Origin of the sequence: Qipengyuania qiaonensis, from assembly GCF_019711515.1 — a bacterium.
In the GTDB taxonomy this organism is placed as follows: Bacteria; Pseudomonadota; Alphaproteobacteria; order Sphingomonadales; family Sphingomonadaceae; genus Qipengyuania; species Qipengyuania qiaonensis.
On record NZ_JAIGNO010000007.1, the window covers coordinates 145,538 to 169,064 of the forward strand.

Genomic DNA, 23,527 nt, shown 5'->3' on the forward strand with positions numbered 1-23,527 from the left:
TCAAGTCGAAAAATATTCTTTATAAACAGTGTTTTAAATCGTTATCCCGTAAAATCCCGCAATTTTCCCTTCCATCCCCGCCTCACCCGCGATAAACCAAGCACACATCGGACAACCACTGTCTATGCGCGCCTCGCATGATTGCGGGGCGGCTCGCCAACATGTGTGGGCGAGCGGGGGAGGTGTTGTCCGATGGGGAGGTAATCGAAACCGTATTCGGGGTTTGGGGAAAGTGTCTTTCGGAGGGTATAGCGGTCAGGCCTATTCGCCCGCGGGCGACAAGGGTCGCTTTGTGCTTCCGCCACTTTTCCGCAAGGCTGTAAAGGAATCGAGCGATGGCCGCGTGCTCTGTCTGACGAAGCACCCGACCTGGAACTGCCTTGTCGGCTTCGGCCTTTCCCGTAAGCCGGAACTTGAAGCCCAACTCGACCGCGAAGAAGAAATGGCGGTTCGTCTGGGCAAGGAATTCGACCGCGATACCCGGTCGAGCCAACTTTTCGGCTTTCAGGAAATGCCCTTCGACGACAGCGGCCGCTTCGTCATGCCCGAACATCTGCGTACCCTTGGGGGGGTCGAGGACGGCCTCTATTTTCAGGGCGGCGGACGCTTTTTTACGCTCTGGAATCCCGATGAGCTTGCCAAGATGGGCGATGATTGGGCGGGCGCGAAAGCGGCCTGCGAAAGCTTCCTTGCCGATGCGAAGGCGAAGGGCAAATGACCGGCGCTCCGCATATCCCGGTGCTCCTGGAAGAGGTGATTGAAGCGCTCGATCCGCAACCGAACGACGTGCTGATCGATGCGACGTTCGGTGCTGGCGGTTACACGCGTGCGCTGCTCGAGCGCGGCGCAACCGTGCATGCCTTCGACCGGGATCCCGATGCCGTGGCCTCGGGTCGCACATGGCGCGAGACGGAGGAAAATCCGCCGCGCCTAATCCTTCATCCGCATCGTTTCTCCGAAATGCTCGACGTCATGAAGTCGGTTGGCGTCGTGAGGGTAGACGGCGTGGTGATGGATATTGGCGTATCGTCCATGCAGCTCGATCAGGCCCATCGCGGATTTGCCTTCTCTTTGGACGGCCCGCTCGACATGCGCATGAGTCAGGAAGGGGCGAGCGCGGCGGACTTCCTCAATAATGCAGACGAAAAGGCGATCGCCGACGTGCTTTACACCTATGGCGAAGAACGCCAGTCGCGCCGCGTAGCGCGGGCGATCGTCGCCGCGCGCCCGCTGGAGACGACTGGCGATCTGGCGCGCGTCGTGCGCAAAGCTCTCGGTCACAAACCGCACGACAAGAAGGACCCGGCCACCCGCACCTTCCAGGCCATCAGAATTCATGTGAACGGCGAGCTCGACGAACTGTCCCAAGGCCTGAGGGCTGCCGAACGCCTGCTGTGTGAAGGAGGTCGCCTCGCGGTGGTCAGCTTCCACAGCCTCGAAGACCGGATCGTCAAGCGCTTCCTGCGCGAGGCATCCTCAACCCCGAGTGCCTCGCGTCATGTCCCTATGGTAACGCAGGACGATCCGGTTTTTTCGAAGGTCTCGAAGGCGATCAAGCCGGGCGAGGCGGAGATCGCACGCAATCCACGCGCTCGTTCCTCGGTGCTGCGTTCCGCCGTGCGCACCGCCACCGCTGCACGGGAGGCCGCGTGATGGTTGGCGGGTCCCGCATCCGGCAGATCGGCTGGGCTCTCGTCCTCGGCGTATGCTTTGCGCTGCTCCTCGCGCTGACTTTCAAGGTCAACGCGGTAAAGAGCGACGTGCGACTAGCCGAGCGCAAGATCATTGCCGCGAAGCAGGCCAAGCTGATGCTTGAAACCGAATTCGAGACACGCGCCAGTCAGCAGCAGCTTTCGGACTGGAACGCGGTCGAATTCGGCTATTCCGCGCCGCGTGCGGACCAGTATCTTGAAAGCGAGCGTCAGCTTGCCGCGTTGGGCACTCCGCGGGGGATCGATGCGCCGGCGCCCGTTCGCGTGGCTCTCAACCGACCCGTGCCGCAAAAGGATGGTCTCTTCGCCGACTGGATCGATGAAGGAGACGATGATGCGGCGGCGACCGGCCCCAAACGACGCGAACTTGCTGCCGCAACGGCGAAAGGTCTGGCCGAACGTCTGGCGAGCCCGACCGTGAGCATGGTCGCGGTTGCGGAAGCGAGCCAGTGAACGCCCTTTCCGGCTTTGGCCCTGCCATCGCCGCGGGCAAAAGCGGGCATGGAGCGGTGAGCATGGCAGTGGCTTCGGGCCGGGTCCAGCTCGTCACCATCCGCCAGCGCTCGCTGACGCTGGCGCGCTGGCGAGTGCTCTGGATCGCGCTCGGCTTTGCATTCATTGCCTTGCTGGCACTGGTGCGCATCGCCTATCTCGGCATGTCGGACAGTGGCCTGCGCGGAACCTCGCTGGAAGAGGCCCTGTTGCCGCCGCGCGGTGAAATCACAGACCGCAACGGCGTTCCCCTTGCGCGCGCATTTCCCGCCTATGCCCTGTGGTTCAATCCCGAGGCACTGGGTGCCGATGGCGCACCTCTGGTGCGGGATCCGGACGTCGTCGCCGCGAAACTCAAAGCTATCTTCCCCGATCTCGACGAAAAAGCGGTGGCGGCGCAGTTCGCTGCCGGCAAGCAGGGCTACATCCGTCGGCGCGTGCTACCAGAGGAAGCGAACCGGGTTCAGGAAATCGGCGAACTCGCGCTTGAAATGCCGATGGAGAACGACCGTCACTATCCGCAAGGATCGATGGCGGCACATGTTCTGGGCTACGTTGCGGCCGACGGCAACGGTCGCGTCGGGATGGAACAGGTCTTGAACGAACATCTGTCGGATCCTGCGACCCGTGGCAGGCCGATCGCACTGTCGATAGACTCGCGCGTCCAGGGCGCTCTCGAAGACGAATTGCGCCGCGGCATGAAGCTGGTTCAGGCGCAAGGCGGAGCAGGTATTGTGCTTGATGTGAATACCGGCGAAGTGCTGGCCCTCGCATCCTTGCCGGAGTTCGACCCCAACAAGATCGATGCGCGCGGCGAAAAGCTGATGTTCAACCGCGTGACCAATCAGGTCTACGAGCTTGGCTCGACCTTCAAGCCTCTCTCTGTCGCTGCTGCGATCGATGCCGGCGTCGTGCGCAACCTTGGTCGCCGCTGGGATGCTACACCGGTGAAGGTCGGACGTTTCAGCATTAAGGACAGCCACGATTTGGGGTCGACGCTCAACGTGGTCGAGACGTTGATCCACTCCTCGAACACGGTGACGGCTCGGGTTGCGGATGAACTCGGCCCGGAACGGATGCGCCGTTATATGATCGACATGGGTATGAACGAGCGGCCCTACATCGAATTGCCGGCCAAAGGTTTTCCGATTTGGCCGGGCGAGAACTGGCCACGGCTGCGTTCCATGACCGTCGGATACGGGCACGGTATCGCCGTCACGCCGCTGCATCTTGCCAGCGCGTATGCGGCGATGGTCAATGGCGGCATCTGGCGCCCGGCGACGTTGAAGAAACTCGCGCCGGGCGAAGCGCCAAAGGGACGCCGCGTGTTCAAGGCGTCTACTTCCAGCCGCATGCGTCAACTGCTGCGTGCGATCTCGATCTACGGTACTGGCCGTAATGCCAACGCACCAGGATACCGCGTCGGGGGAAAGACGGGCTCGGCGGAAAAGCCCGGCGGTACGGCAGGCTATCGCAAGACCGCACTGGTATCGACATTCGCGGCAGCATTTCCCATGGACCGTCCACGCTATGTGGTAATCGCCATGCTGGATGAGCCGCGCGGAACCGTGGCCAGCTCGTATCAGCGCACGGCCGCCTGGAACGCAGCGCCCATCGTCGGTCGCCTCGTGCCGCGCATCGGCCCACTGATCGGTGTACGGCCCGACGATACGCGCGATGTCGACATTTCGGATATCAAGCCGCTGATTCCGGAGGCAAACAAGTGAAGCTGGCCAAGCTCTGTGGCGCCGTAGGGATTGCTTGCGATTCCGACGTCAATGTGACCGGCTTTGCCATCGACAACCGCAAGGTAGCCCCGGGCACGGTCTTCGGCGCATTCCAGGGCACCCAGGTCAATGGCGAGGACTTCATTTCCGCCGCCGTAGACAGCGGCGCGGTCGCCGTAGTCGCGCGACCCCAAGCCAGAGTCGAGGGTGCGCTCCATATCGCAGACGATGTCCCGCGCCGCGTGTTTGCCGCCCTAGCGGCGCAGTATTTTACGCCGGTGCCCGACCATATCGTCGCGGTGACCGGCACGAACGGCAAGACCTCCACGGTGGAGATGACACGCCAGATATGGCGCATGGCAGGCGAACGTGCGGCGAGCATCGGCACGCTGGGCGTCACGACCCCGGACGGAAGTGTTTCGACCGGTCTGACGACGCCCGACATTGTGACCTTCCTCTCGAACCTGAGCGGTCTAGCGCGTGAAGGCGTTACGCATGTCGCTTACGAGGCATCGAGCCATGGTCTCTCGCAATTCCGCAATGAGGGAGTGCCGGTCGAGGCCGCAGGGTTCACTAATTTCAGCCGCGACCACCTCGATTACCATGCGGATATGGAAGACTATTTCGCTGCCAAGATGCGGCTGTTCGATGAAGTGGTTTCGGACGGCGCTACTGCGGTGATCTGGATGGGATCTGGCGATAGCGGCTGGAATGCCCGTGTGATCGAACATGCCGAGCGACGCGGCCTGACCGTGATGACGGTCGGCGAGCAAGGCGCGGCCATCCGGCTGACCGGGCGCGAGCCGACCCAGCTTGGCCAGTCCTTGACTGTTGAGCATGCTGGAAAGAGCCGCACGATCAACCTGCCTTTGATCGGTGCTTATCAGGTGTCCAACGCACTTACTGCCGCCGGATTGGCGCTCGCGACCGGGATCGATGCCGGACTGGTGTGGGATGCGGTTGCGCGACTGCAGCCCGTTCGCGGCCGCCTGGAACGCGCGGTCATCGCGCCGTCGGGCGCGCCGGTCTATGTCGATTATGCTCACACGCCCGATGCTCTAAAAGCTGCGATTCAAGCGCTTGATCCGCATGTTTCGGGGCGACTGATCACCGTGTTCGGCGCCGGCGGCGACCGCGATCACGGTAAGCGTGGGCCGATGGGCGAGGCTGCGGCGAAGGCGAGCGACCTGGTGATCGTCACCGACGACAATCCCCGTGGCGAGGATCCTGCGGATATCCGCCGCCAGGTGCTTGAGGGAGCGCCACAGGCGCGCGAAATAGGCGACCGTCGCGAAGCCATCCTTGCAGCCATCGCCGAAGCGGGTGCGGACGATATCGTCCTCATCGCCGGCAAGGGACATGAAACGGGTCAGATCATCGGATCGGGAGAAAACATGCGGGTCCTGCCTTTCGACGATGTCGAGGTTGCGCGCGAATGCGCGGCACAGATTGCCGGAGGTGACGCGTGAGCGCTGCGATCCTGCGCCATCCGGCCTATGTCGAATGGCCCACCGATCCACGCGACAGGTTGCCCCTGACCCTGTGGGATGCGAAAGCCATTGCTGCAGCCGTCGACGGTGTCGCCAGTCATGATTTCCAGGTCGCGGGCGTCGAAATGGATAGTCGCGATGTCGTCAATGGCGATCTTTTCGTGGCGCTCAAGGGAGAGGCGATGGACGGTCATCGCTTCCTCGACAAGGCGTTTGCCAACGGCGCGGCGGGCGCCATCGTCGACCGACCGGTGGACTGGCCGCATATCCTGGTGGACGACACGACGGAGGCGCTGAGGGCGCTGGCCAGCGCGGCGCGCAATCGCGTCGACGCGATGATCATTGGCGTCACCGGATCGGTCGGCAAGACCGGCGTGAAGGAGGCCATCTTCGCCAGTCTCGAACGGGCCAGTCGCGGCGCGGCGCACCGGTCGACGCGCAGCTACAACAATCATGTCGGTGTGCCGCTAAGCCTTGCGCGCATGCCCGCCCGCAGCCGGTTCGGCATCTTCGAAATGGGGATGAACCATGCCGGTGAGATCGAAGGGCTGACGGCGCAGGTCCGCCCGCATGTCGCGGTAATTACTACCATCGCACCGGCACATATTGAAAACCTCGGCAGCATGGAGGCCATCGCCGACGCCAAGGCCGAGATCTTCGTCGGGCTGGAGCCAGGCGGCATTGCCGTCATCCCGGCGGATACCGAGCATTACGAGCAGCTCAAGCTCGCTGCCCTTCGGGTCGGCGCGAAAGTCGTCAGCTTCGGCAGGGCACGCTTTGCCGACGTGCGCTTGCTCGACGCGATACCCAGCGCCAACGGCGGCAGCCTCGTGACCTGCGAATTCCCCGAAGGACGGCTGTGCTACACCGTCGCCGAACCCGGCGATCATTGGGTAGTGAACTCGCTTGCCGTCATGGCTGCGGTACGCGCGGCAGGCGGGGATATGGCTGCCGCCGGGCTCGCTCTGGCCGAGATGGGTGGTCTCAAAGGTCGCGGGGCACGTCATGGGATCGACGTGCCCGGCGGCAAGGCCTTGCTGATCGACGAGAGCTACAACGCCAATCCGGCCAGTATGCGTGCCACTCTGGCGCAACTCGGCCAGACACCGTCCGGTCGGCGGATCGCCGTCCTTGGTGCGATGAAGGAACTGGGCGACTTCGGACCGCAATTTCACGCTGCGCTGTCGGAACCGGTTCTGGCTGCCGATGTCGACTATGCCCTGCTGGTTGGCGACGAGATGTCCGCCCTCGCGCACGAGCTGGGGAAACCGGAGAGTTCGGTCCTTGGCAAGCCCATTGCCTGGGCGCATTGCCGTACTGCCGACGAGGCGATCGAGTTGCTCGAAGATTTCGGTGTCGTCGCGGGCGATGCCGTGCTGGTCAAGGGCTCCAACTCGGTCGGCCTTAGCCGGCTCGTGGATCATTTCATCCGCGCCCGCTAGGCGCGACGAGAGGCCGAATTGCTTTATCTCCTCGCCGAATGGTTGAACTTCGAAGGCATCTTCAACCTCGTGCGCTATCAGACGTTCCGCGCCGGAGCGACGCTGATGACGGCACTCGTCATCGGCCTGCTTATCGGCCCGCGTTTCATCGACATGCTGCGCGTGCGGCAGGGCAAGGGCCAGCCGATCCGAGAGGATGGGCCGCAGACCCATCTTGCCAAGCGCGGCACGCCGACCATGGGCGGGTTGATGATCCTCATCAGCCTGGCTCTTGCCGTGCTCATATGGATGGATCTGCGCAATCCGTTCATCTGGGCAGTGCTGGCGGTAACGCTCGGTTTCGGCCTGATCGGTTTCCTCGACGATTATGACAAGGTTTCCAAGGCGAGCCACAAGGGTGTTTCGGGCAAGGTCCGATTGCTGATGGAATTCATCGTCGCGGGGATCGCCAGCTGGATTATTGTCAGCCAGATCAACACGTTCCTCTATGTCCCGTTCTTCAATTATCTCGGTTTCGAACTTGGGCCGTTCTATTATCTCTTTGCCGCGATAGTCATTGTCGGCGCGGGCAATGCCGTGAACCTGACCGACGGGCTCGATGGGCTGGCAACGATGCCGGTCATCATTGCCGCAGGTACTTTCGCGCTCATCGCCTATCTCGTGGGGCGTGTGGACTATTCTGAGTATCTCGGCATTCCGTATGTTCAGGGTGCGGGCGAGCTGGCCATTTTCTGTGCCGCGATCATGGGCGCGGGACTGGCCTTTCTGTGGTTCAACGCGCCGCCTGCAGCCGTATTCATGGGTGACACCGGCAGTCTCGCCCTCGGGGGTGCGCTAGGTGTGATCGCAGTTGCGACACAGCATGAAATCGTGCTTGCCATTGTCGGCGGATTGTTCGTGTTCGAGGCATTGAGCGTGATCATCCAGGTCTTCTGGTTCAAGCGCACAGGGAGACGGGTTTTCCGTATGGCGCCGATCCACCACCATTTCGAACAGCTCGGCTGGTCGGAGAGCAAGGTCGTGATCCGGTTCTGGATCGTGGCGATCGTGCTCGCACTTATGGGGCTTGCAACGCTCAAACTCAGATGATCACGTCATCCGCCTGGAAGGACAAGAAATACGCCGTTCTCGGACTGGCGCGCTCCGGCCGGGCCACGGTCGAAGCGTTGCTGACGAGCGGGGCCGACGTGCTTGTATGGGACGATCGCGCCGAGGCGCGTGAGCCCTTTGCCGGGCGCTGCGCGATCGGCGATCCGCTGGAGGCGGAATTGAGCGGTTACGCGGGCGTGGTGGTCAGCCCGGGAGTTCCGCTCAATACCCACCCAATCAAGCCGCACGCCGACAGCTTCGGCGTGCCGGTCATCGGCGATATCGAACTTTTCGCGCAGTCGAGAGCGGAACTGCCCCCGCACAAGGTTGTCGGCATCACCGGCACCAACGGCAAGAGCACCACCACCGCACTGGTCCACCATATCCTCAAGACCGCGGGTGTGCCGACGACGATGGGCGGCAATATCGGCCTGCCGATCCTCGAACAGGAACCGCTACCCGAAGGCGGGGTCTATGTGCTGGAACTGTCGAGCTACCAGATCGACCTGACCTATTCGCTCGACTGCGACGTGGCGGTGCTGCTGAATGTCACACCGGATCACTTAGATCGATATGAGAGCTTTGAGGATTATCAGCAGTCCAAGCTTCGCGTTTTTGGAATGCAGTCAGTTCAGCACTCTGCGGTCATCGCGGTAGATGACCCGAGTTTGCGTTCTTATATTTTTGATTTGATGGGTGGACCGGGCGCGCTGTCCGAACCTTCGACCAACGGATATGGCGGAGTACCGGATCAAGCGGATTTCCCCTCGCTAAAAGGCCCTCATAACACACAGAACATTTGGGCAGCCATGTGTGCGGCGCGTGATCTCAGCGTGGATTACGACAGGTTTCTATCAGCTCTCCGCACCTACCCCGGCCTTCCACACCGCATGGAGCGTGTCGCCGAAATCTCCGGGGTTGCTTATGTCAACGACAGCAAGGGCACCAACACCGCAGCCTCAGCGCCTGCGCTGGCGGCGTTCGACAACATCCACTGGGTCGTCGGCGGGCTGGCCAAGGAGCCGGGGCTGGGCGAGTGCGAGGCCGAGTTGGGGCATGTGAAAGCGGCCTATACCATCGGTAAGGCGGGCGAGGATTTCGCCCGGTTGCTGGAAAAAAAGGTGCCGATCAGACGCTCGGTTACGCTGAAACAGGCGGTGTTCGACGCTTCGAACGCCGCAGTGTCCGGCGATACCGTTCTCTTGTCGCCCGCTTGCGCCAGTTTCGACCAGTATCGCGACTTCGAAGCGCGGGGCGAACATTTCCGCGAGCTGGTTGAGGCGCTGAAATGAGCACCATGCAGCCATATGTTCCCGGCAAGCGGCAGCCTGCGCATATGCCCAAGGGCAAATTGTCGCGCTGGTCCGAACTCAAGATCTGGTGGCGCGAGATCGATCGCGTGCTGCTACTGCTCGTGCTGCTGCTGATGAGCTTCGGCACCATTGCCGTCGCCGCCGCCAGTCCGGCCAGTGCGGATCGGCTTTCGACTTCGAGCGAGACACTCGACCCGCTCTACTTTTTCTATCGCCACCTTGCTTGGCAGGTGTTGGCGCTCGGCACCTTGCTTGGCATTTCGATGCTGACGCGGGAGAATGGGCGCCGCTTGGGCCTGCTGCTGGCCGCTGGCATGACCGCCTTGCTGTTCGTTGTGCCGATAATCGGTGTGGAGATCAACGGAGCGCGGCGCTGGATCAGCCTCGGCATGCAGTTCCAGCCATCGGAATTTCTCAAGCCCGGATTTGCCATCGCCACGGCGTGGATTCTGTCGTGGCGCATGCGCGATCCGAACATGCCGGTGGCGGGTATCGCGACCGCCTATGTCGCTCTGATCGCGGCGCTGATGATGATGCAGCCCGATCTGGGCGGCACGATCCTGTTCGGCGGCGTCTGGTTCGTTTCCATGATCCTCGCCGGGATAGACGTAAAACGGTTGAGCTTGGTCATAGGCGGCCTCCTGGCTCTCCTGACGGCGACATACTTCCTTTATGACAATGCCCGTCACCGCATCGACAGCTTCATAGGCGGGGGTACGGCTTACGATCAGGTCGATCTCGGCGCTCGTACGCTTGCGGCGGGCGGCTGGACAGGCGCGGGCTATGGGCTTGGCATTCGAAAGATGAGCCTGCCCGAGGCGCATACCGACTATATCTTCAGCGTCATCGGCGAGGAATTCGGCCTGATCGCCTGTGCAGCAATCGTGCTGCTCTATCTGGCGATTGTTGCGCGCGTACTCATGCGTCTTATCGATGAGGAAGATCTTTTCGCATTGCTCGCCGGTGCCGGGCTGACGACTTTGCTTGGTGGACAGGCCTTCATCAACATTCTCGTCAACCTGCAACTGTTTCCGTCCAAAGGCATGACGCTGCCGCTCGTCAGCTATGGCGGCTCCTCGACCATTGCCATCTGTCTCAATGTTGGCCTGCTCCTGGCGATCACGCGGCGTAATCCGTTCCTGAAAAGCCAGACCAGGGGTCTTGGAGATTTGCTCGGCATGGGGCAGACGGCCCCTATGAAAGACCAGACGGGTATCGCACGCCGGGAGATCTACCCATGACCGGCGCCAGCCGCCACTACGTTCTCGCTGCTGGAGGGACGGGCGGTCATCTGCTGCCCGCCTTTGCATTGGCCACAGAACTGGAACGCCGCGGGCATCATGTCGCGCTGATCACCGACTCACGCGGGGCCGAGATTCCTGGCAAGCCCGATTTCATGCCGGCGCATGTCATTCCGGCAGGCCGCTTCGGCAAGAATCCGCTGAGCTGGTTCAAGGGAATCAAGGCGGTGCTGGAAGGCCGGCGTATGGCGCTGCGTCTGTTCGAAAGCTTCGAGCCGAGTGCGGTGGTCGGTTTCGGCGGCTATCCCTCGCTCCCCACGATCCTTGCGGCTACCAGCGCGGGCGTGCCGACCGTCGTGCATGAACAGAATGCCGTGCTGGGCCGGGTGAACCGTTTGTTTGCCAGGCGCGTCGACGCGATCGCCACGGCCTATCCCGAGGTCGAACGGCTCGATGCCAAGCATCGTGAGAAAGTTCATCTCGTCGGCAATCCGGTGCGCGCCGGTGTGCTCTCGCTGCGCGACGAGCCTTTCCCCCCTCTCGGTGAAGACGGACTGCTCAGGGTGCTGGTGACGGGCGGCAGTCAAGGCGCGAGGGTGCTGTCGGAAATCGTACCCGATGGCCTGTCCATGCTTCCTCCGGCACTGCGTCAGCGGCTGCAGGTCATCCAGCAATGCCGTGCCGAGGATCTCGAGACGGTGCGCGAGCGGTATCGGACGCATGGAATTCCCGCCGAACTCGCCACCTATTTCGAGGATATGGCGGCCAGGCTGGCCGATGCGCATCTGTTCATCGGGCGTGCAGGCGCTTCGACGATAGCCGAATTGACCGCTGTCGGACGGCCGGCGATCCTGATTCCGCTGCCGATCGCAACAGATGATCACCAGGCTGCCAATGCCCGCGAACTCGCCAAGTCGGGCGGGGCACGAATGATCCGGCAGGAACGGTTCACCGCCAAGGAACTGGCCAAGCAGATCAAGGCGCTGGCGGACAATCCGCAGGGCCTGGCCAATGCCGCCCATGCTGCGTGGAATTGCGGCAGACCGAAGGCGGTGGAGGATCTTGCCGATCTCGTCGAGAGCTTCGGTGGAGTCGACATGATGGACGTCATCCGCGTCGGCGGAAACAATGCGCGCCGCGCGTCGCAAGGTGCCCCGGTCGGTCAGGCACTGCGTCGGCCGCAGCGCCAGCGGGCGGCGCGGGAGACGGCGAAATGAGAGGCGTTCCGACGGATATCGGCACGATCCATTTCGTCGGCATTGGCGGCATCGGCATGTCCGGGATCGCCGAAGTGATGGATAACCTCGGCTATCGGGTTCAGGGCTCCGACATGAAGGAGAGCGCGACGGTCGAGCGCCTGCGCAAGCGCGGCATGACCATCGCCATCGGCCACGCGCCAGAGAATGTCGAAGGGGCGGCAGTCGTCGTCACCTCGACTGCGGTGAAACGCACCAATCCCGAAGTCGCCTATGCGTTGGAAAACCGCATTCCCGTGGTGCGCCGCGCGGAGATGCTCGCCGAACTCATGCGCCTGAAATCGACCGTCGCGGTCGCAGGTACACATGGCAAGACCACGACCACCAGCATGATCGCCGCGCTGCTCGACGCCGGGAATATCGACCCGACGGTGATCAATGGCGGCATCATCGAGCAGTACGGTTCCAACGCCCGGCTGGGCGACAGCGAATGGATGGTGGTCGAGGCCGACGAGAGCGATGGCAGCTTCCTGCGCCTCGACGGCACAATTGCCGTCGTGACGAATATCGATCCCGAGCATCTCGACCACTATGGCGATTTCGACGGGGTGAAGGACGCCTTCGTCGAATTCATCCACAACGTGCCATTTTACGGCGCGGCGATCCTGTGCATCGATCACGAAGAAGTGCAGGCGGTGATCGGCAAGGTTCGCGATCGCAATGTCGTGACCTATGGCTTCAACCTGCAGGCCGATATTTGCGGCGTGAACGTGCGCCCGGACGCGGGCGGCAATTGCTTCGACGTCATCGTGCGCCGTCGCGGTCAGGAAGATCGCCGGATCGAAGGCGTGCGCCTGCCCATGCCGGGCCGTCACAATGTCCAGAACGCGCTGGCGGCCATCGCCGTCTCGATCGAGATGGGCTGTCCCGATGAGGTCATCTGTAACGGATTTTCCGCCTTCGGCGGCGTCCGCCGCCGTTTCACCAAGGTGGGCGAGGTGCCGAGCGGCGATGGCGTGGCCACGATTATCGACGATTACGGCCATCACCCGGTGGAGATAAAGGCCGTGCTGGCCGCCGCGCGCGAAACCGCCGATGACGGACGGGTCATCGCGGTGGTTCAACCGCATCGCTACACGCGTCTGCGCGATCTGATGGACGACTTCCAGAGCTGCTTCAACGCGGCGGACGAAGTCTATGTGACGCCCGTCTACGCGGCCGGGGAAGACGCGATCGAGGGCGTGGATGCGGATGCTCTCGTCGCAGGTCTCAAGGCACGGGGCCATCGTGCAGCACATACGGTCGAGGATGAGAAGGACCTGGCCGACAAGCTGGCCAAGGACTTGCGTCCGGGCGATTTCGTCGTCTGTCTCGGGGCAGGCGACATCACGCAGTGGGCGGCCGGACTTCCGAATGGCATCGCCAGGGCGACCACATCGTGAGCGAGATGGAACAGCCCGACGATGTGTGGAACTGGGATAGCGGCATGGCCCCGGATTGCGAGGTCGAGGGTGGCATAGCGGCGCCCATCGACACGCATGGCGTGCGGGGCAAGCTGACTCCCGATGCACCGCTCGCAAAGCTGGTGTGGTTCAAGGCGGGAGGTCATGCCGACTGGCTGTTCGAGCCCGCCGATCTCGAAGATCTCAAACTGTTTCTCGAACGCCTCGATGGCGATCTGCCGGTCATGGCTCTCGGTCTCGGATCGAACATGATCGTGCGCGATGGCGGCGTTCCCGGTGTCGTGATCAAACTGGGCAAGCCCTTCGCCGGGATCGAACTCGGCGACGACCACACACTGGTTTGCGGTGCAGGTGCGCACGGCATTCTCGTCGCCTCCGCAGCGCGCGATGCCGGGATTGCGGGCATGGAATTCATGCGCGGCATTCCCGGCACTGTCGGCGGTTTCGTGCGCATGAACGGCGGCGCTTACGATCGCGAGGTCAGCGATGTTTTGATCGATTGCGACGTGATCATGTCCGATGGCCAGTGCATCACTTTGCCGGCGGTCGATCTGCAATACACTTATCGTCACTCGGCCTTGCCCGAAGGCGCAGTGGTGGTTCGCGCCCGCTTTCAGGGTGAGCCGGGCGATCCCGAAGCCATCGGCGCAAAGATGGATGAAATCGGCGCTGCCCGCGAAAACTCGCAGCCCTTGCGGACCAAGACCGGCGGGTCGACGTTCAAGAACCCGCCGGGAAGGAAAGCCTGGCAACTCGTCGACGAGGCCGGGTGCCGCGGTCTTCGCAGGGGTGGCGCGCAGGTGAGCGAGAAGCATACCAATTTTCTCATCAATGTCGACGATGCGACGAGCGCCGACATCGAAGGGCTGGGCGAAGAAGTGAAGCGCCGCGTCTACGAGCATTCGGGCGTCATGCTCGAATGGGAAATCCAGCGTGTGGGGCGACCGTAAAGGCTTGAAATGACAGAACTCCCCAAACTCCACATCGCCGTTCTCATGGGTGGCTGGGCGAACGAGCGGCCCGTTTCGTTGATGTCGGGCGAGGGTGTCGCACAGGCTCTCGAGGAGCGCGGGCACACGGTTACGCGGATCGACATTGATCGGCAGGTTGCAACCCGCATTGCCGAGGTTGTACCGGACGTGGTGTTCAACGCGCTGCATGGTGTACCGGGAGAGGACGGCAGTGTGCAGGGTATGCTCGACCTGATGGGCCTGCCCTATACCCATTCCGGCCTCGCCACATCGGTCATCGCGATCGACAAGCAGCTGACCAAGCAGGCGCTGGTGCCGCATGGCATCCCCATGCCCGGCGGGCGGATCGTCAGGAGCGCCGAGCTGCACGAACGCGATCCCATGCCCCGCCCCTATGTGCTGAAACCCGTCAACGAGGGCAGTTCGGTCGGCGTCGCCATCGTCACCGACGAAGGCAATTACGGCAATCCGATCGCGCGCGACGCGAAAGGGCCGTGGCAGGAATTCGGCGAGCTGCTTGCCGAGCCCTATATCAAGGGCCGCGAGATGACTGCGGCAGTGGTCGAGTTCGAGGATGGACCGCGCGCGCTGGCCGTGACCGAACTGAAGCCGAAAAGCGGCTTTTACGATTTCGATGCGAAATATACCGATGGCATGACCGACCATGTCTGCCCCGCCGATATCCCGCAGCACATTACCGACTTGTGCCTCGAATACGCGCTGAGAGCGCATAAGCTGCTGGGTTGCCGCGGCACCAGCCGCACCGATTTCCGCTGGGACGAGGAACAGGGCGAGGATGGTCTCTTCATCCTCGAGACGAATACGCAGCCCGGCATGACGCCGCTCAGCCTGGTGCCGGAACAGGCGAAGTATGCCGGTCTCGATTACGGCGAATTGTGCGAATTGCTAATCGCCGCCGCGATGCGTCATCATGCGGTGAAATTCGGGGGCGGCGGTGGCTAGGGTCAAGCGCAAACCTACCGGCGTGCGCCGCTCGGCCGCGGCGCGCAATCGCAGCCAGAAGGCGCGTGCGGCGCGCAGCCACACGACCGGCCTGTTCGACCGGGCAATGGCAGCACTGCCCTTTACCGATGAGCAGTGGCACAAGTTCTTCCTGTTCGCGATCATCGCTGCTGGGGCGGGGATCGCCTGGACGATCGCCAGCTATGCCGGTGTCCCCGAACTGGCACGGGTGGAGCTGGCCAAATCCGCTTCGCGCGCCGGGTTCGAGGTCAGCCGTGTGCGGGTCTCGGGCGTCGAAAGAATGAATGAGCAACTGGTCTATGAGCGCGTGCTCGCCGAACAGGATCGCCCGATGCCGCTGGTCGACCTGACCGAGGTGCGCGAGCGGCTGTTGGACTTGCCGTGGGTCGCCGATGCGCGCGTGTCGCGCCAACTGCCCGGCACGCTCAAGATAGATATCGTCGAACGGGTGCCCCACGCCGTGCTGCGCAAGCCCGGACGGCTGGTTCTGATCGACCCGCACGGCCACGAGCTCGAGCCGATCGGTGCCGAGGATGCAAAGGGCAAACTGTTGATCGAAGGGCCGGGCGCGGCGCGGCAGGTTCAGGAGCTCGGCAGGCTGCTCGATGCGGCGCCCGCGCTGAAACCGCAGATCGCTTCGGCCGAATGGGTCGGCAATCGCCGCTGGAATCTCACCTTCAAGACGGGGCAGCTGCTCGCACTTCCCGAGGGCGATCTCGGCGCCCCCGCGCTGGTCAAATTCGCCCAGCTCGACGGGATGCATCGCCTGATCGGCGGCAAGCCCATCGCGATCGACATGCGCGTCCCCGACCGGGCCTATCTGCGCTGCCAGGGCGGTCCCTGCCCGAAGCAGATGGCGCTGAACGGGAGGGGCGAATAGTGGCGACCCAGCAACCCCGCATTGCCCGGGTGTTCGGTGCGATCAATATCGGCTCGTTCCGCATATCGACCATGATCATGGGGCAGGTCGAGGGTGGCGAAATGGTAGTCCTCGGTTCGAGCCACCGGGCGAGCGAGGGGATCAAGCGCGGCTATGTGACCGACATGCGCGCCGCCAGCCACGCGATCCGCACCGCGGTCGAGAAGGCGGAAGCCAACGCCAATACATCGATCCAGAGCGTGTGGATCGGCTGCGCGGGAGCGGGACTTTCGAGCAAGATCTGCAGCGTCGAGATAGCGATTGGCGGGCGCCGGATCGAGGAAGACGATATCGAACACCTGCTCTACGCGGCGCGCGATCACCTCAATCCCGATGGGCGGATGGTACTGCACGCGCAACCGGCGCATTATACGCTGGACGGGGCGCATGGCGTGGCCAACCCCAAGGGCCTGCATGCCGAGGCGCTGGGGGTGGACGTCCATGTCACGCTGGCCGAAGGCGCCCCCGTCCGCAACCTGATCGAAGCCGTACAGACCGCGCATCTCGACGTCGAAGGGGTGGTCGCCAGCCCGCTGGCTGCGGCATATGCCTGCCTCACCCGCGAGGAACGCGATCTGGGGGTGGCGCTGGTCGAAATCGGCGCGCAGGTCACCAATGTCTCGGTCCACGCGGCCGGCATGCTGCTGGGCCTCAAGTCCATCCCGATCGGATCGAACGACATTACCGATGCGATTGCCTCGTCGCTCGGCATTCGCCGCAGTCAGGCCGAGCGTCTGAAATGCGTGTCCGGTTCGGCGATCGCCACGCCGACCGACCATCGGGAGATGATCCCGGTCAATGCTCCTGGCGAGGAAGCAAGCGCGCGATTGGCGCGCGGCGCGGACGAACACAACCGTATCGCCAGGGCCGAACTCGTTTCGATTGTGACCGATCGGCTGGGTATCTCGACGGCCGAGATCGGCAAAGCTCTCAAGTCGATGGGGTTTTCCGGTTCGCAGGGCGGGCAGGTCGTGCTCACCGGCGGGGGCGCCGAACTGCACGGTGTCGCCGAATTCATGCAAGGTGCGCTCGGTCTGCCGGTACGGATCGGCAAGCCACCGGCCTTGCAAGGCCTCCCCGAAGCGCACGCGACACCGGGATTTGCCACGCTGGCCGGCCTGTGTCTTTATGCCGCCGAAGATCCGGTCGATATCCGTTCGGTCGGCCCGCGCTACCAGCCGACCAAGCGCTATCGCGGCATGGGCCTGCTGAACCGTGTCTTTCAAGCGGCGCGCGAGTATTTCTGAGGGTTGAATCGGCGCAGCAGTGCGGCATTAGCCCTTGTGGATAAGGCACTAATCGTTTCGACCTGCGATTCGCTTTGTGCCAGAGTTGTGACATAACGCCCAAGGGCGACATTTGAATTCTACGGGGACTCTTCAATGAGCATCAATATCGGACCGGCATCTGACGACGACCTTCGTCCCAGGATTATGGTTGTGGGCGTCGGAGGCGCAGGCGGCAACGCCATCGCCAACATGATGCAGGCCGAAATCGAAGGCGTCGACTTCATCGTCGCCAATACCGATGCGCAGGCTCTTAGCAGTTCGCCGTCCGAGAAACGCATCCAGCTCGGCCCGGATATCACCGGGGGCCTCGGCGCGGGTGCTCGTCCCGAAGTGGGCAAGGCTGCGGCCGAGGAAACTGTCGAAGAGATCGAGGACGCGCTGGCAGGCGTGAACATGGTCTTCATCGCGGCCGGCATGGGCGGCGGCACCGGCACCGGTGCGGCACCGGTCATCGCCGAAGCAGCGCGCAAGAAGGGCGTGCTCACCGTCGGCGTGGTGACCAAGCCGTTCCTGTTCGAAGGCACGCGCCGCATGCGCGCCGCCGAAGCGGGCATCGACGAGCTGCAGAAGCATGTCGATACGCTGATCGTCATCCCCAACCAGAACCTGTTCCTGGTCGCCAAGGCGGAAACGACCTTCAAGGAAGCCTTCATGCTCGCCGACGAGGTGCTGCAGCAGGGCGTGCGATCGATTACCGATCTCATGGTCATGCCGGGCCTCATCAATCTCGACTTTGCCGACGTGCGTTCGGTGATGAGCGAGATGGGCAAGGCGATGATGGGCACCGGTGAGGGCGAGGGCGACAACCGTGCGCTCGAAGCGGCCGAGCGGGCCATTGCCAATCCGCTGCTCGACGGCGTCAGCATGGCCGGCGCCAAGGGCGTCATCATCTCGATCATCGGCGGCGAAGACATGAAGCTGCTCGAAGTCGACGAAGCGGCGAACCACATTCGCGAGCTGGTCGACGAAGATGCGAACATCATCTGGGGATCGGCTTTCAACCCCGATCTCGATGGCAAGATTCGGGTGTCGGTGGTTGCCACGGGTATCGAGCACGACGGTTCGATGAACGCGGCACCGTCGCGTTCGTTCTCGATGCGTGAAAGCAACGCGCCCAAGCGTCCGGTCCTTGACTTGCCGAGCGAAAGCCAGGCCGACGAAGAACCGTTCGAGCTCAACGAAGGCCTGTCCGCCGAGCTTGATACCGCCCCTGAACATGAGTCGGCCGAGGCGGAAACCGATACGTTCGACCTGACCGACGAAGCCGAATATGACGGGGCGGATCGGCCTTTCGGCCTCTCGCCCGCGAACTCGGCGGACGAGGGCGAGGAGGATTACGACGACGTCGACGATATCGTCGATCCGCTGGCTGGTTTGCGCAACGAGCAGACCGAACGCTTCGACGCGGATCAGGATGACGGCGTGCCTCCGCCCGCTGACGACAGCGAATTCGGCGGGGCGCCCGCGGAAGAGGGGTGGGGCAACGAGCGGCAGCCGCTCGATCTGTCGGAACCCGCTGGCGGTTCGCAGGATGAATTCGAGCTTGGCGACGAGCATGTCGCGAGTGAAAGCCCGCTGGCAACCAAGCCCGGCCGCAGACGTCCTATCGTGCCGGGCGGCGGAGAAGGCGGAGACGCCGGTGGCTCGGGCGATGGCGGAAGCGGCGCTCCCGGTTCGGGCGGCGGCGGCGGATCTCTGCCGGGAAACACCCTGTTCGAACGCATGGCGAATCTGTCGCGCGGGGCAAGCCGCTCCGACGACGACGATGATGATGACGACGACGATGGCGGCAACGGTTCCGGTCTCAACATCCCGCGGTTTCTCGGGCGTCAGAACAACCAGTGATTTCGACTGGGTCAGCGCTGGTTAACGCCCGGGCTGCGAAGGACAGGATATGGTTTCAAGAGGGCGATTAGCTGCTGCCGTCGCGCTGCTGGCTCTGGCAGCGCATTCCGTGCCCGTGTCCGCTCAGCGAGAGATCGTCCAGCCGCTGCCCGCTGCTGCGGAAAGCGAACTGGGCGACGCTCTTTCGCGACTGGCGAGCAATGCGGCCGATGTTTCGGCCTTGCTGGATGCGGGTGAGGCCTCCCTCGAACTGGGCGATATCGGCGCAGCGATCGGCTTCCTCGGACGCGCCAACGAGCTTTCGCCCGGCAATGCGCGAACCAAGCTCGGGCTTGCCAAGGCCTATACGCGGTCGCGCAGACCCGTCGAAGCGTTGCGCCTGTTCGCCGAAGCCGAACAGGCCGGCGTGTCGAACGAGCGCATGGCCGAAGACCGTGGATTGGCGTTCGACCTCGTGGGCGATGCGGCCAGCGCGCAGCAATTCTATCGGCAGGCGCTGGCCAACGGCGCGGGCGAGGAAACGACCCGTCGCCTCGCGCTCAGTCAGGCCATTTCGGGCGATAGCAAGGCGTTCGAGGCGACATTGCTACCCTTGCTGGAAAAACGCGATATCGCGGCCTTTCGCACTCGTGCCTTCGGCCTGGCGATCCTGGGGCAGACGCGGGAAGCCAAGGATATCGCCAACACCATGCTGCCGGAAGGTACCGGCACGCGGATGGCGGCCTATCTCGACTATATGCCGCAGCTGACCAAGGCGCAGCAGGCCGCTGCCGGCAATCTCGGCGTATTCCCCCGCACGGCTGCCATCGGGACGGACGATGCCGGGATTGCGGGCTATACAGCGCCACCGGTGCGGATGACGCGCACCGTCCCGCAACTACGACGTCCGGCCACTTCTGCGGCGCCTGCCGCGATAGCTTCTTCGCCGCCACCTCCGCCACCGTCGCCGCCGCCACCTCCGCCACCGTCGCCGCCGCCACCTCCGCCACCGGCCCCTGTGACGAATCCGAGGCCATCGCTCGCTGCGACAGTGACCGAGCCCGAACAAACGCCCTCGCCAGCCGAGGCGCCTGCTGCCACCGCGCGGATCGAGCCGTCTTCAACCTCTGCCAATGTCGACCCGAGCACGGACCCGCCGGCTCCACCGCCCGAGCCGCAACCGAGCCTCATCTCGGTCGCGGATGCGTTCAGCGGTTTCAGTCTCGAGCCAACATCCGCAGTTTCCGCCACGAGCGGGGCCGTGGACATCACCAAAATCGAAATTCCGCGCGAACGCCTGGAACCCAAGCCGCCCCTGCCACCTGCTCACCCGTCACGCCATTGGGTTCAGGTTGCGACCGGCAAGGATACGACTGCGCTCGGCTTCGACTGGCGGCGAATTTCGCGCAAGGCCGACGGCAAGCTGGAGGGCAAGGGGCCGTTCGTGACGCCCTGGGGGGAGGCCAACCGGCTGTTGTCGGGCCCGTATGACACCGACGCCAAGGCGCGTGAAATGGTCAAGGAACTCAAGGAATTGGGTGTCGATTCCTTTACCTTCACCAGCTCGGCCGGCGAGGCGATCGAGAAGCTGTGAGGGTGTGTCCCGGCGGTGGCGGCCCGGCGAATTGTTCACAGGCTTTGCACAGGCCTTAGCGGTTCTCCCCAGCGCCGAAGCCTGCCTCCATTGCCAAGCGCCCCGTCGTTTCTGCATCCAGCCAACCATGACGCGCATGGAACAGCCTCGATGAAACCGTCGGAAGACCGTTACGAAGTCGACGAAGGGGCAGCCCCGCTCGACATGCTCATCGCCCTTTTCGAGGCGCGTGGATGGCCCTGCGAATCGACGCCGAGCGAGATGAGCGGCGAAATTCAGGGCAGCTGGACCAAATACCAGCTGCGCGGGATCTGGCGGCCGGACGATATGGTGCTTCAGATACTCTGTTTGCCGGACATCCGCATTTCCGCCGACAAGATGCCGCAGGCGCACGAACTCGTCTCGCTGGTCAACGAACAGATGTGGCTCGGTCATTTCGACATCTGGTCGAATGGCGGCGTGCTGCTGTACCGCAATGGCACCATGCTCGGCGACGACGGGTTACTCAGCCTTGATCAGGCGCAGGCGCTGGTCGAAATCGCAGTCGATGAATGCGATCGCTTCTATCCGGCGTTCCAGTTCATCTTGTGGGGCGGCCGCACGCCGGCAGAGGCGCTGGACGCGGCGATGGTCGACGCAGCGGGCGAAGCCTGAGGGGTGACCAAATCCGGTTAATTCCCGTTAGGACCGATCTGTCCGGTTTCGCTTGAAATCGGCGACGGAAATGCCGATATTGCCACCCTAGGAGCAAGGCGTATTTCCGCACTGCCAAGAGGAGTTGAGAAGAGATGGCCAATTGGAACGACACCGACCAGAGGCAGGGCTTCGGCTCCGTGCCGCGCGCTGGCGACGCCGTTGCCAGGCAGGAAACCTTCGACGCCGGGCTGCGCAAGCACATGCTGTCGATCTACAATTACATGACCAGCGGCATATTGCTGACCGCCGTTGTGGCACTGCTCACAGCGCGTAGCGGGCTGGCGCTGACCTTCGCCAGCGGCCCGCTTATGTGGATCGTAGCGCTGTCGCCGCTCGCAATCGTCTTCGCCATGAGTTTCGGCGCCAACCGGTTCAGCCGCACTACCCTGCAGATGATGTTCTGGGGCTTTGCCACGCTGATGGGTCTGTCGATGTCGACGATCTTCCTCGTCTTCACCGGTGAATCGATCGCTGCGACCTTCTTCGCCACCGCTGGTGCCTTTGCCGGCCTCAGCCTGTTCGGCTACACCACGAAGAAGAACCTGCAGGGTTTCGGCACCTTCCTGGTGATGGGGGTGATCGGCCTGCTCATCGCGATGGTGATCAACATCTTCCTCCAGTCGAGCATCATGGCACTGGCCATCAGCTTCATCGGTGTGCTGATTTTTGCCGGCCTCACGGCTTACGATACCCAGCGTCTGAAGATGGAATACCAGTATCTTCGTGGCACGGAGTTCGCTGGGAAGGCCGTGATCATGGGCGCACTGAGCCTGTATCTGGACTTCATCAACATGTTCCAGTTCCTGCTCAGCTTCATGGGCAACCGCGAATAGGTGTAAACCACTCGTCGCACACAGGAATCGGTTGAACGTGCCCGGGGTGTAACCGACACTCCGGGCATTTTCTTTGGCAACGCGACCGTCTACCACAGGCCTCGCTTCATCCCCCGTCAAGGGACGGCGGCGCAGGATGAACAACAGGTTTATCGAGGAGGGTCACGCGCCATGAGACGCGGTTCACATATCACTATTCGCATCGCGGCCATTGCTGTCGGGATGGCCGTGCTGGGTGCTTGCGCGACGCCCCCGCCTCCTCCCCCCCCGCCGCCGCCGCCGCCGGTAGAGGCCGTGCCAGTGCGGCCCCTGCCTCCGGGCCAGGCGTCCTATGTCATGGATATTCCGCAACTCAATTCGATGGGCATCCGCGAGACGGTCAATCTGGGTATCTCGGACGATGAGAAGGTGTGGCACTTCCGCTCCGCCTGGAACGTGGCGGCGCTGAACTGCCTCGACCCGCAGTACCAGCAGATCCTCGAAGGCTACAGCGGCTATATCAAGGATCATGCGCGACCGCTGAAACAGGTCAACGACCGCATCGATGCCGACTATCGCAAGGAACACGGTAAGGGACGGCCGGCAATTCAGGCTCGCGAGAGCCAGATGACGATGGTCTACAACTACTTCGCCTTGCCGCCCGCGCGATCCGATTTCTGCCGCACGGCGCTTGGCATTTCGCAACAGTATGTCGCTTCGGAAACGGTCGATCCGGTTGCCTTCGCGCTGACGAATTTCTCGGTACTCGAGGGTCCGTTCGAGCGTTTCTTTGTCGCCTATGAGCAGTACCAGCGAGATTCTGCCGCCTGGGACGCGCAATATGGTGAACGCTACGGCGCATCGCAGCCCGGATATGTAGCGGTCAAGAACTCGAGAGCGTTTCAGGTGCCGCAGCCGGGTTCCGATCCTGCGGCGCTAAGTGTGGCGCCCTTGCAGGAAACGACGGTGATCGATCCCGATACCGGGGCTCAGATCCCGGTCGTTCCCGTCGATGAAACCCGGGTATCGGTGCCGATTGTCCAGCCGATCCCCAACGATGCCGGCGAAGACGACACGCCGAAGGACTGATCGCCTCGTATGGATGCTTTGCAGGCGTGCCGTCATTCGCTAGATGGCACGCCTTGCACTGCATATATCTGCAGTGTTGCAGACCTGGAACGGGGCCGTAGCTCAGTTGGGAGAGCGCGTCGTTCGCAATGACGAGGTCAGTGGTTCGATCCCGCTCGGCTCCACCAGGAAATTCGGCTAGCGG

The 23,527-nt window shown here is 63.0% G+C and carries 20 protein-coding genes and 1 tRNA gene; all 21 read left to right on the top strand.

The window, feature by feature from the left end; all coding sequences use genetic code 11:
- Window positions 1-232 precede the first annotated feature (232 nt).
- Window positions 233-718, top strand: coding sequence for a division/cell wall cluster transcriptional repressor MraZ (locus K3174_RS12155; protein ID WP_345719641.1), 486 nt, complete (start codon window positions 233-235; stop codon window positions 716-718).
- Entirely contained in the window at window positions 715-1,653 is a 939-nt protein-coding gene (gene rsmH, locus K3174_RS12160) for a 16S rRNA (cytosine(1402)-N(4))-methyltransferase RsmH (protein ID WP_221558754.1), read from the top strand. The genes K3174_RS12155 and rsmH overlap by 4 nt, the downstream gene beginning before the upstream one ends.
- Entirely contained in the window at window positions 1,653-2,165 is a 513-nt protein-coding gene (locus K3174_RS12165) for a hypothetical protein (RefSeq protein ID WP_221558756.1), read from the top strand. Before rsmH ends, K3174_RS12165 begins: the two co-directional genes overlap by 1 nt.
- A 62-nt stretch (window positions 2,166-2,227) precedes the next feature.
- Window positions 2,228-3,931: a peptidoglycan D,D-transpeptidase FtsI family protein gene (locus tag K3174_RS12170; protein WP_221558879.1), complete on the top strand. Its 1,704-nt coding sequence runs from the start codon at window positions 2,228-2,230 to the stop codon at window positions 3,929-3,931.
- Complete coding sequence (locus K3174_RS12175) at window positions 3,928-5,400, top strand: UDP-N-acetylmuramoyl-L-alanyl-D-glutamate--2,6-diaminopimelate ligase (protein ID WP_221558758.1); 1,473 nt, start codon at window positions 3,928-3,930, stop codon at window positions 5,398-5,400. Before K3174_RS12170 ends, K3174_RS12175 begins: the two co-directional genes overlap by 4 nt.
- Entirely contained in the window at window positions 5,397-6,863 is a 1,467-nt protein-coding gene (locus tag K3174_RS12180) for a UDP-N-acetylmuramoyl-tripeptide--D-alanyl-D-alanine ligase (protein ID WP_221558760.1), read from the top strand. Before K3174_RS12175 ends, K3174_RS12180 begins: the two co-directional genes overlap by 4 nt.
- Before the next feature lie 18 nt (window positions 6,864-6,881).
- Window positions 6,882-7,952 carry a phospho-N-acetylmuramoyl-pentapeptide-transferase gene (gene mraY / locus K3174_RS12185; RefSeq protein ID WP_221558762.1) on the top strand — a complete coding sequence of 357 codons (1,071 nt, stop codon included), beginning with the start codon at window positions 6,882-6,884 and terminating at the stop codon, window positions 7,950-7,952.
- A complete protein-coding gene (gene murD / locus K3174_RS12190; protein ID WP_221558764.1) occupies window positions 7,949-9,244 on the top strand; it encodes a UDP-N-acetylmuramoyl-L-alanine--D-glutamate ligase in 1,296 nt (431 codons plus the stop codon). The genes mraY and murD overlap by 4 nt, the downstream gene beginning before the upstream one ends.
- A 5-nt stretch (window positions 9,245-9,249) precedes the next feature.
- Window positions 9,250-10,506 carry an FtsW/RodA/SpoVE family cell cycle protein gene (locus K3174_RS12195; RefSeq protein ID WP_425594435.1) on the top strand — a complete coding sequence of 419 codons (1,257 nt, stop codon included), beginning with the start codon at window positions 9,250-9,252 and terminating at the stop codon, window positions 10,504-10,506.
- Window positions 10,503-11,723 (top strand): undecaprenyldiphospho-muramoylpentapeptide beta-N-acetylglucosaminyltransferase, encoded by a 1,221-nt coding sequence (murG, locus tag K3174_RS12200; RefSeq protein ID WP_221558776.1) that lies wholly within the window; start codon window positions 10,503-10,505, stop codon window positions 11,721-11,723. Before K3174_RS12195 ends, murG begins: the two co-directional genes overlap by 4 nt.
- Entirely contained in the window at window positions 11,720-13,144 is a 1,425-nt protein-coding gene (murC, locus tag K3174_RS12205; protein ID WP_221558779.1) for a UDP-N-acetylmuramate--L-alanine ligase, read from the top strand. Before murG ends, murC begins: the two co-directional genes overlap by 4 nt.
- A 44-nt stretch (window positions 13,145-13,188) precedes the next feature.
- Window positions 13,189-14,115 (top strand): UDP-N-acetylmuramate dehydrogenase, encoded by a 927-nt coding sequence (gene murB, locus K3174_RS12210; RefSeq protein ID WP_247712146.1) that lies wholly within the window; start codon window positions 13,189-13,191, stop codon window positions 14,113-14,115.
- Between the two features lie 9 nt (window positions 14,116-14,124).
- Window positions 14,125-15,099 (top strand): D-alanine--D-alanine ligase, encoded by a 975-nt coding sequence (locus tag K3174_RS12215; RefSeq protein ID WP_221558780.1) that lies wholly within the window; start codon window positions 14,125-14,127, stop codon window positions 15,097-15,099.
- Entirely contained in the window at window positions 15,092-16,000 is a 909-nt protein-coding gene (locus K3174_RS12220; protein WP_221558790.1) for a cell division protein FtsQ/DivIB, read from the top strand. Before K3174_RS12215 ends, K3174_RS12220 begins: the two co-directional genes overlap by 8 nt.
- Entirely contained in the window at window positions 16,000-17,286 is a 1,287-nt protein-coding gene (gene ftsA, locus K3174_RS12225; protein ID WP_221558792.1) for a cell division protein FtsA, read from the top strand. The genes K3174_RS12220 and ftsA overlap by 1 nt, the downstream gene beginning before the upstream one ends.
- Window positions 17,287-17,421: 135 nt before the next feature.
- The gene (gene ftsZ, locus K3174_RS12230) at window positions 17,422-19,173 is read left to right on the top strand and encodes a cell division protein FtsZ (protein WP_221558794.1); all 1,752 of its coding nucleotides are present in this window, start codon (window positions 17,422-17,424) and stop codon (window positions 19,171-19,173) included.
- A 49-nt stretch (window positions 19,174-19,222) separates the two neighbouring features.
- Window positions 19,223-20,746: a tetratricopeptide repeat protein gene (locus tag K3174_RS12235; RefSeq protein WP_221558796.1), complete on the top strand. Its 1,524-nt coding sequence runs from the start codon at window positions 19,223-19,225 to the stop codon at window positions 20,744-20,746.
- 150 nt (window positions 20,747-20,896) lie between these two features.
- Window positions 20,897-21,400 (top strand): type III secretion system chaperone family protein, encoded by a 504-nt coding sequence (locus tag K3174_RS12240; protein WP_221558806.1) that lies wholly within the window; start codon window positions 20,897-20,899, stop codon window positions 21,398-21,400.
- Between the two features lie 134 nt (window positions 21,401-21,534).
- The gene (locus K3174_RS12245; protein WP_221558808.1) at window positions 21,535-22,275 is read left to right on the top strand and encodes a Bax inhibitor-1/YccA family protein; all 741 of its coding nucleotides are present in this window, start codon (window positions 21,535-21,537) and stop codon (window positions 22,273-22,275) included.
- Between the two features lie 171 nt (window positions 22,276-22,446).
- The gene (locus tag K3174_RS12250; protein WP_247712130.1) at window positions 22,447-23,343 is read left to right on the top strand and encodes a hypothetical protein; all 897 of its coding nucleotides are present in this window, start codon (window positions 22,447-22,449) and stop codon (window positions 23,341-23,343) included.
- Window positions 23,344-23,434: 91 nt separating this feature from the next.
- Window positions 23,435-23,510, top strand: a tRNA-Ala gene (locus K3174_RS12255).
- Window positions 23,511-23,527 lie beyond the last annotated feature (17 nt).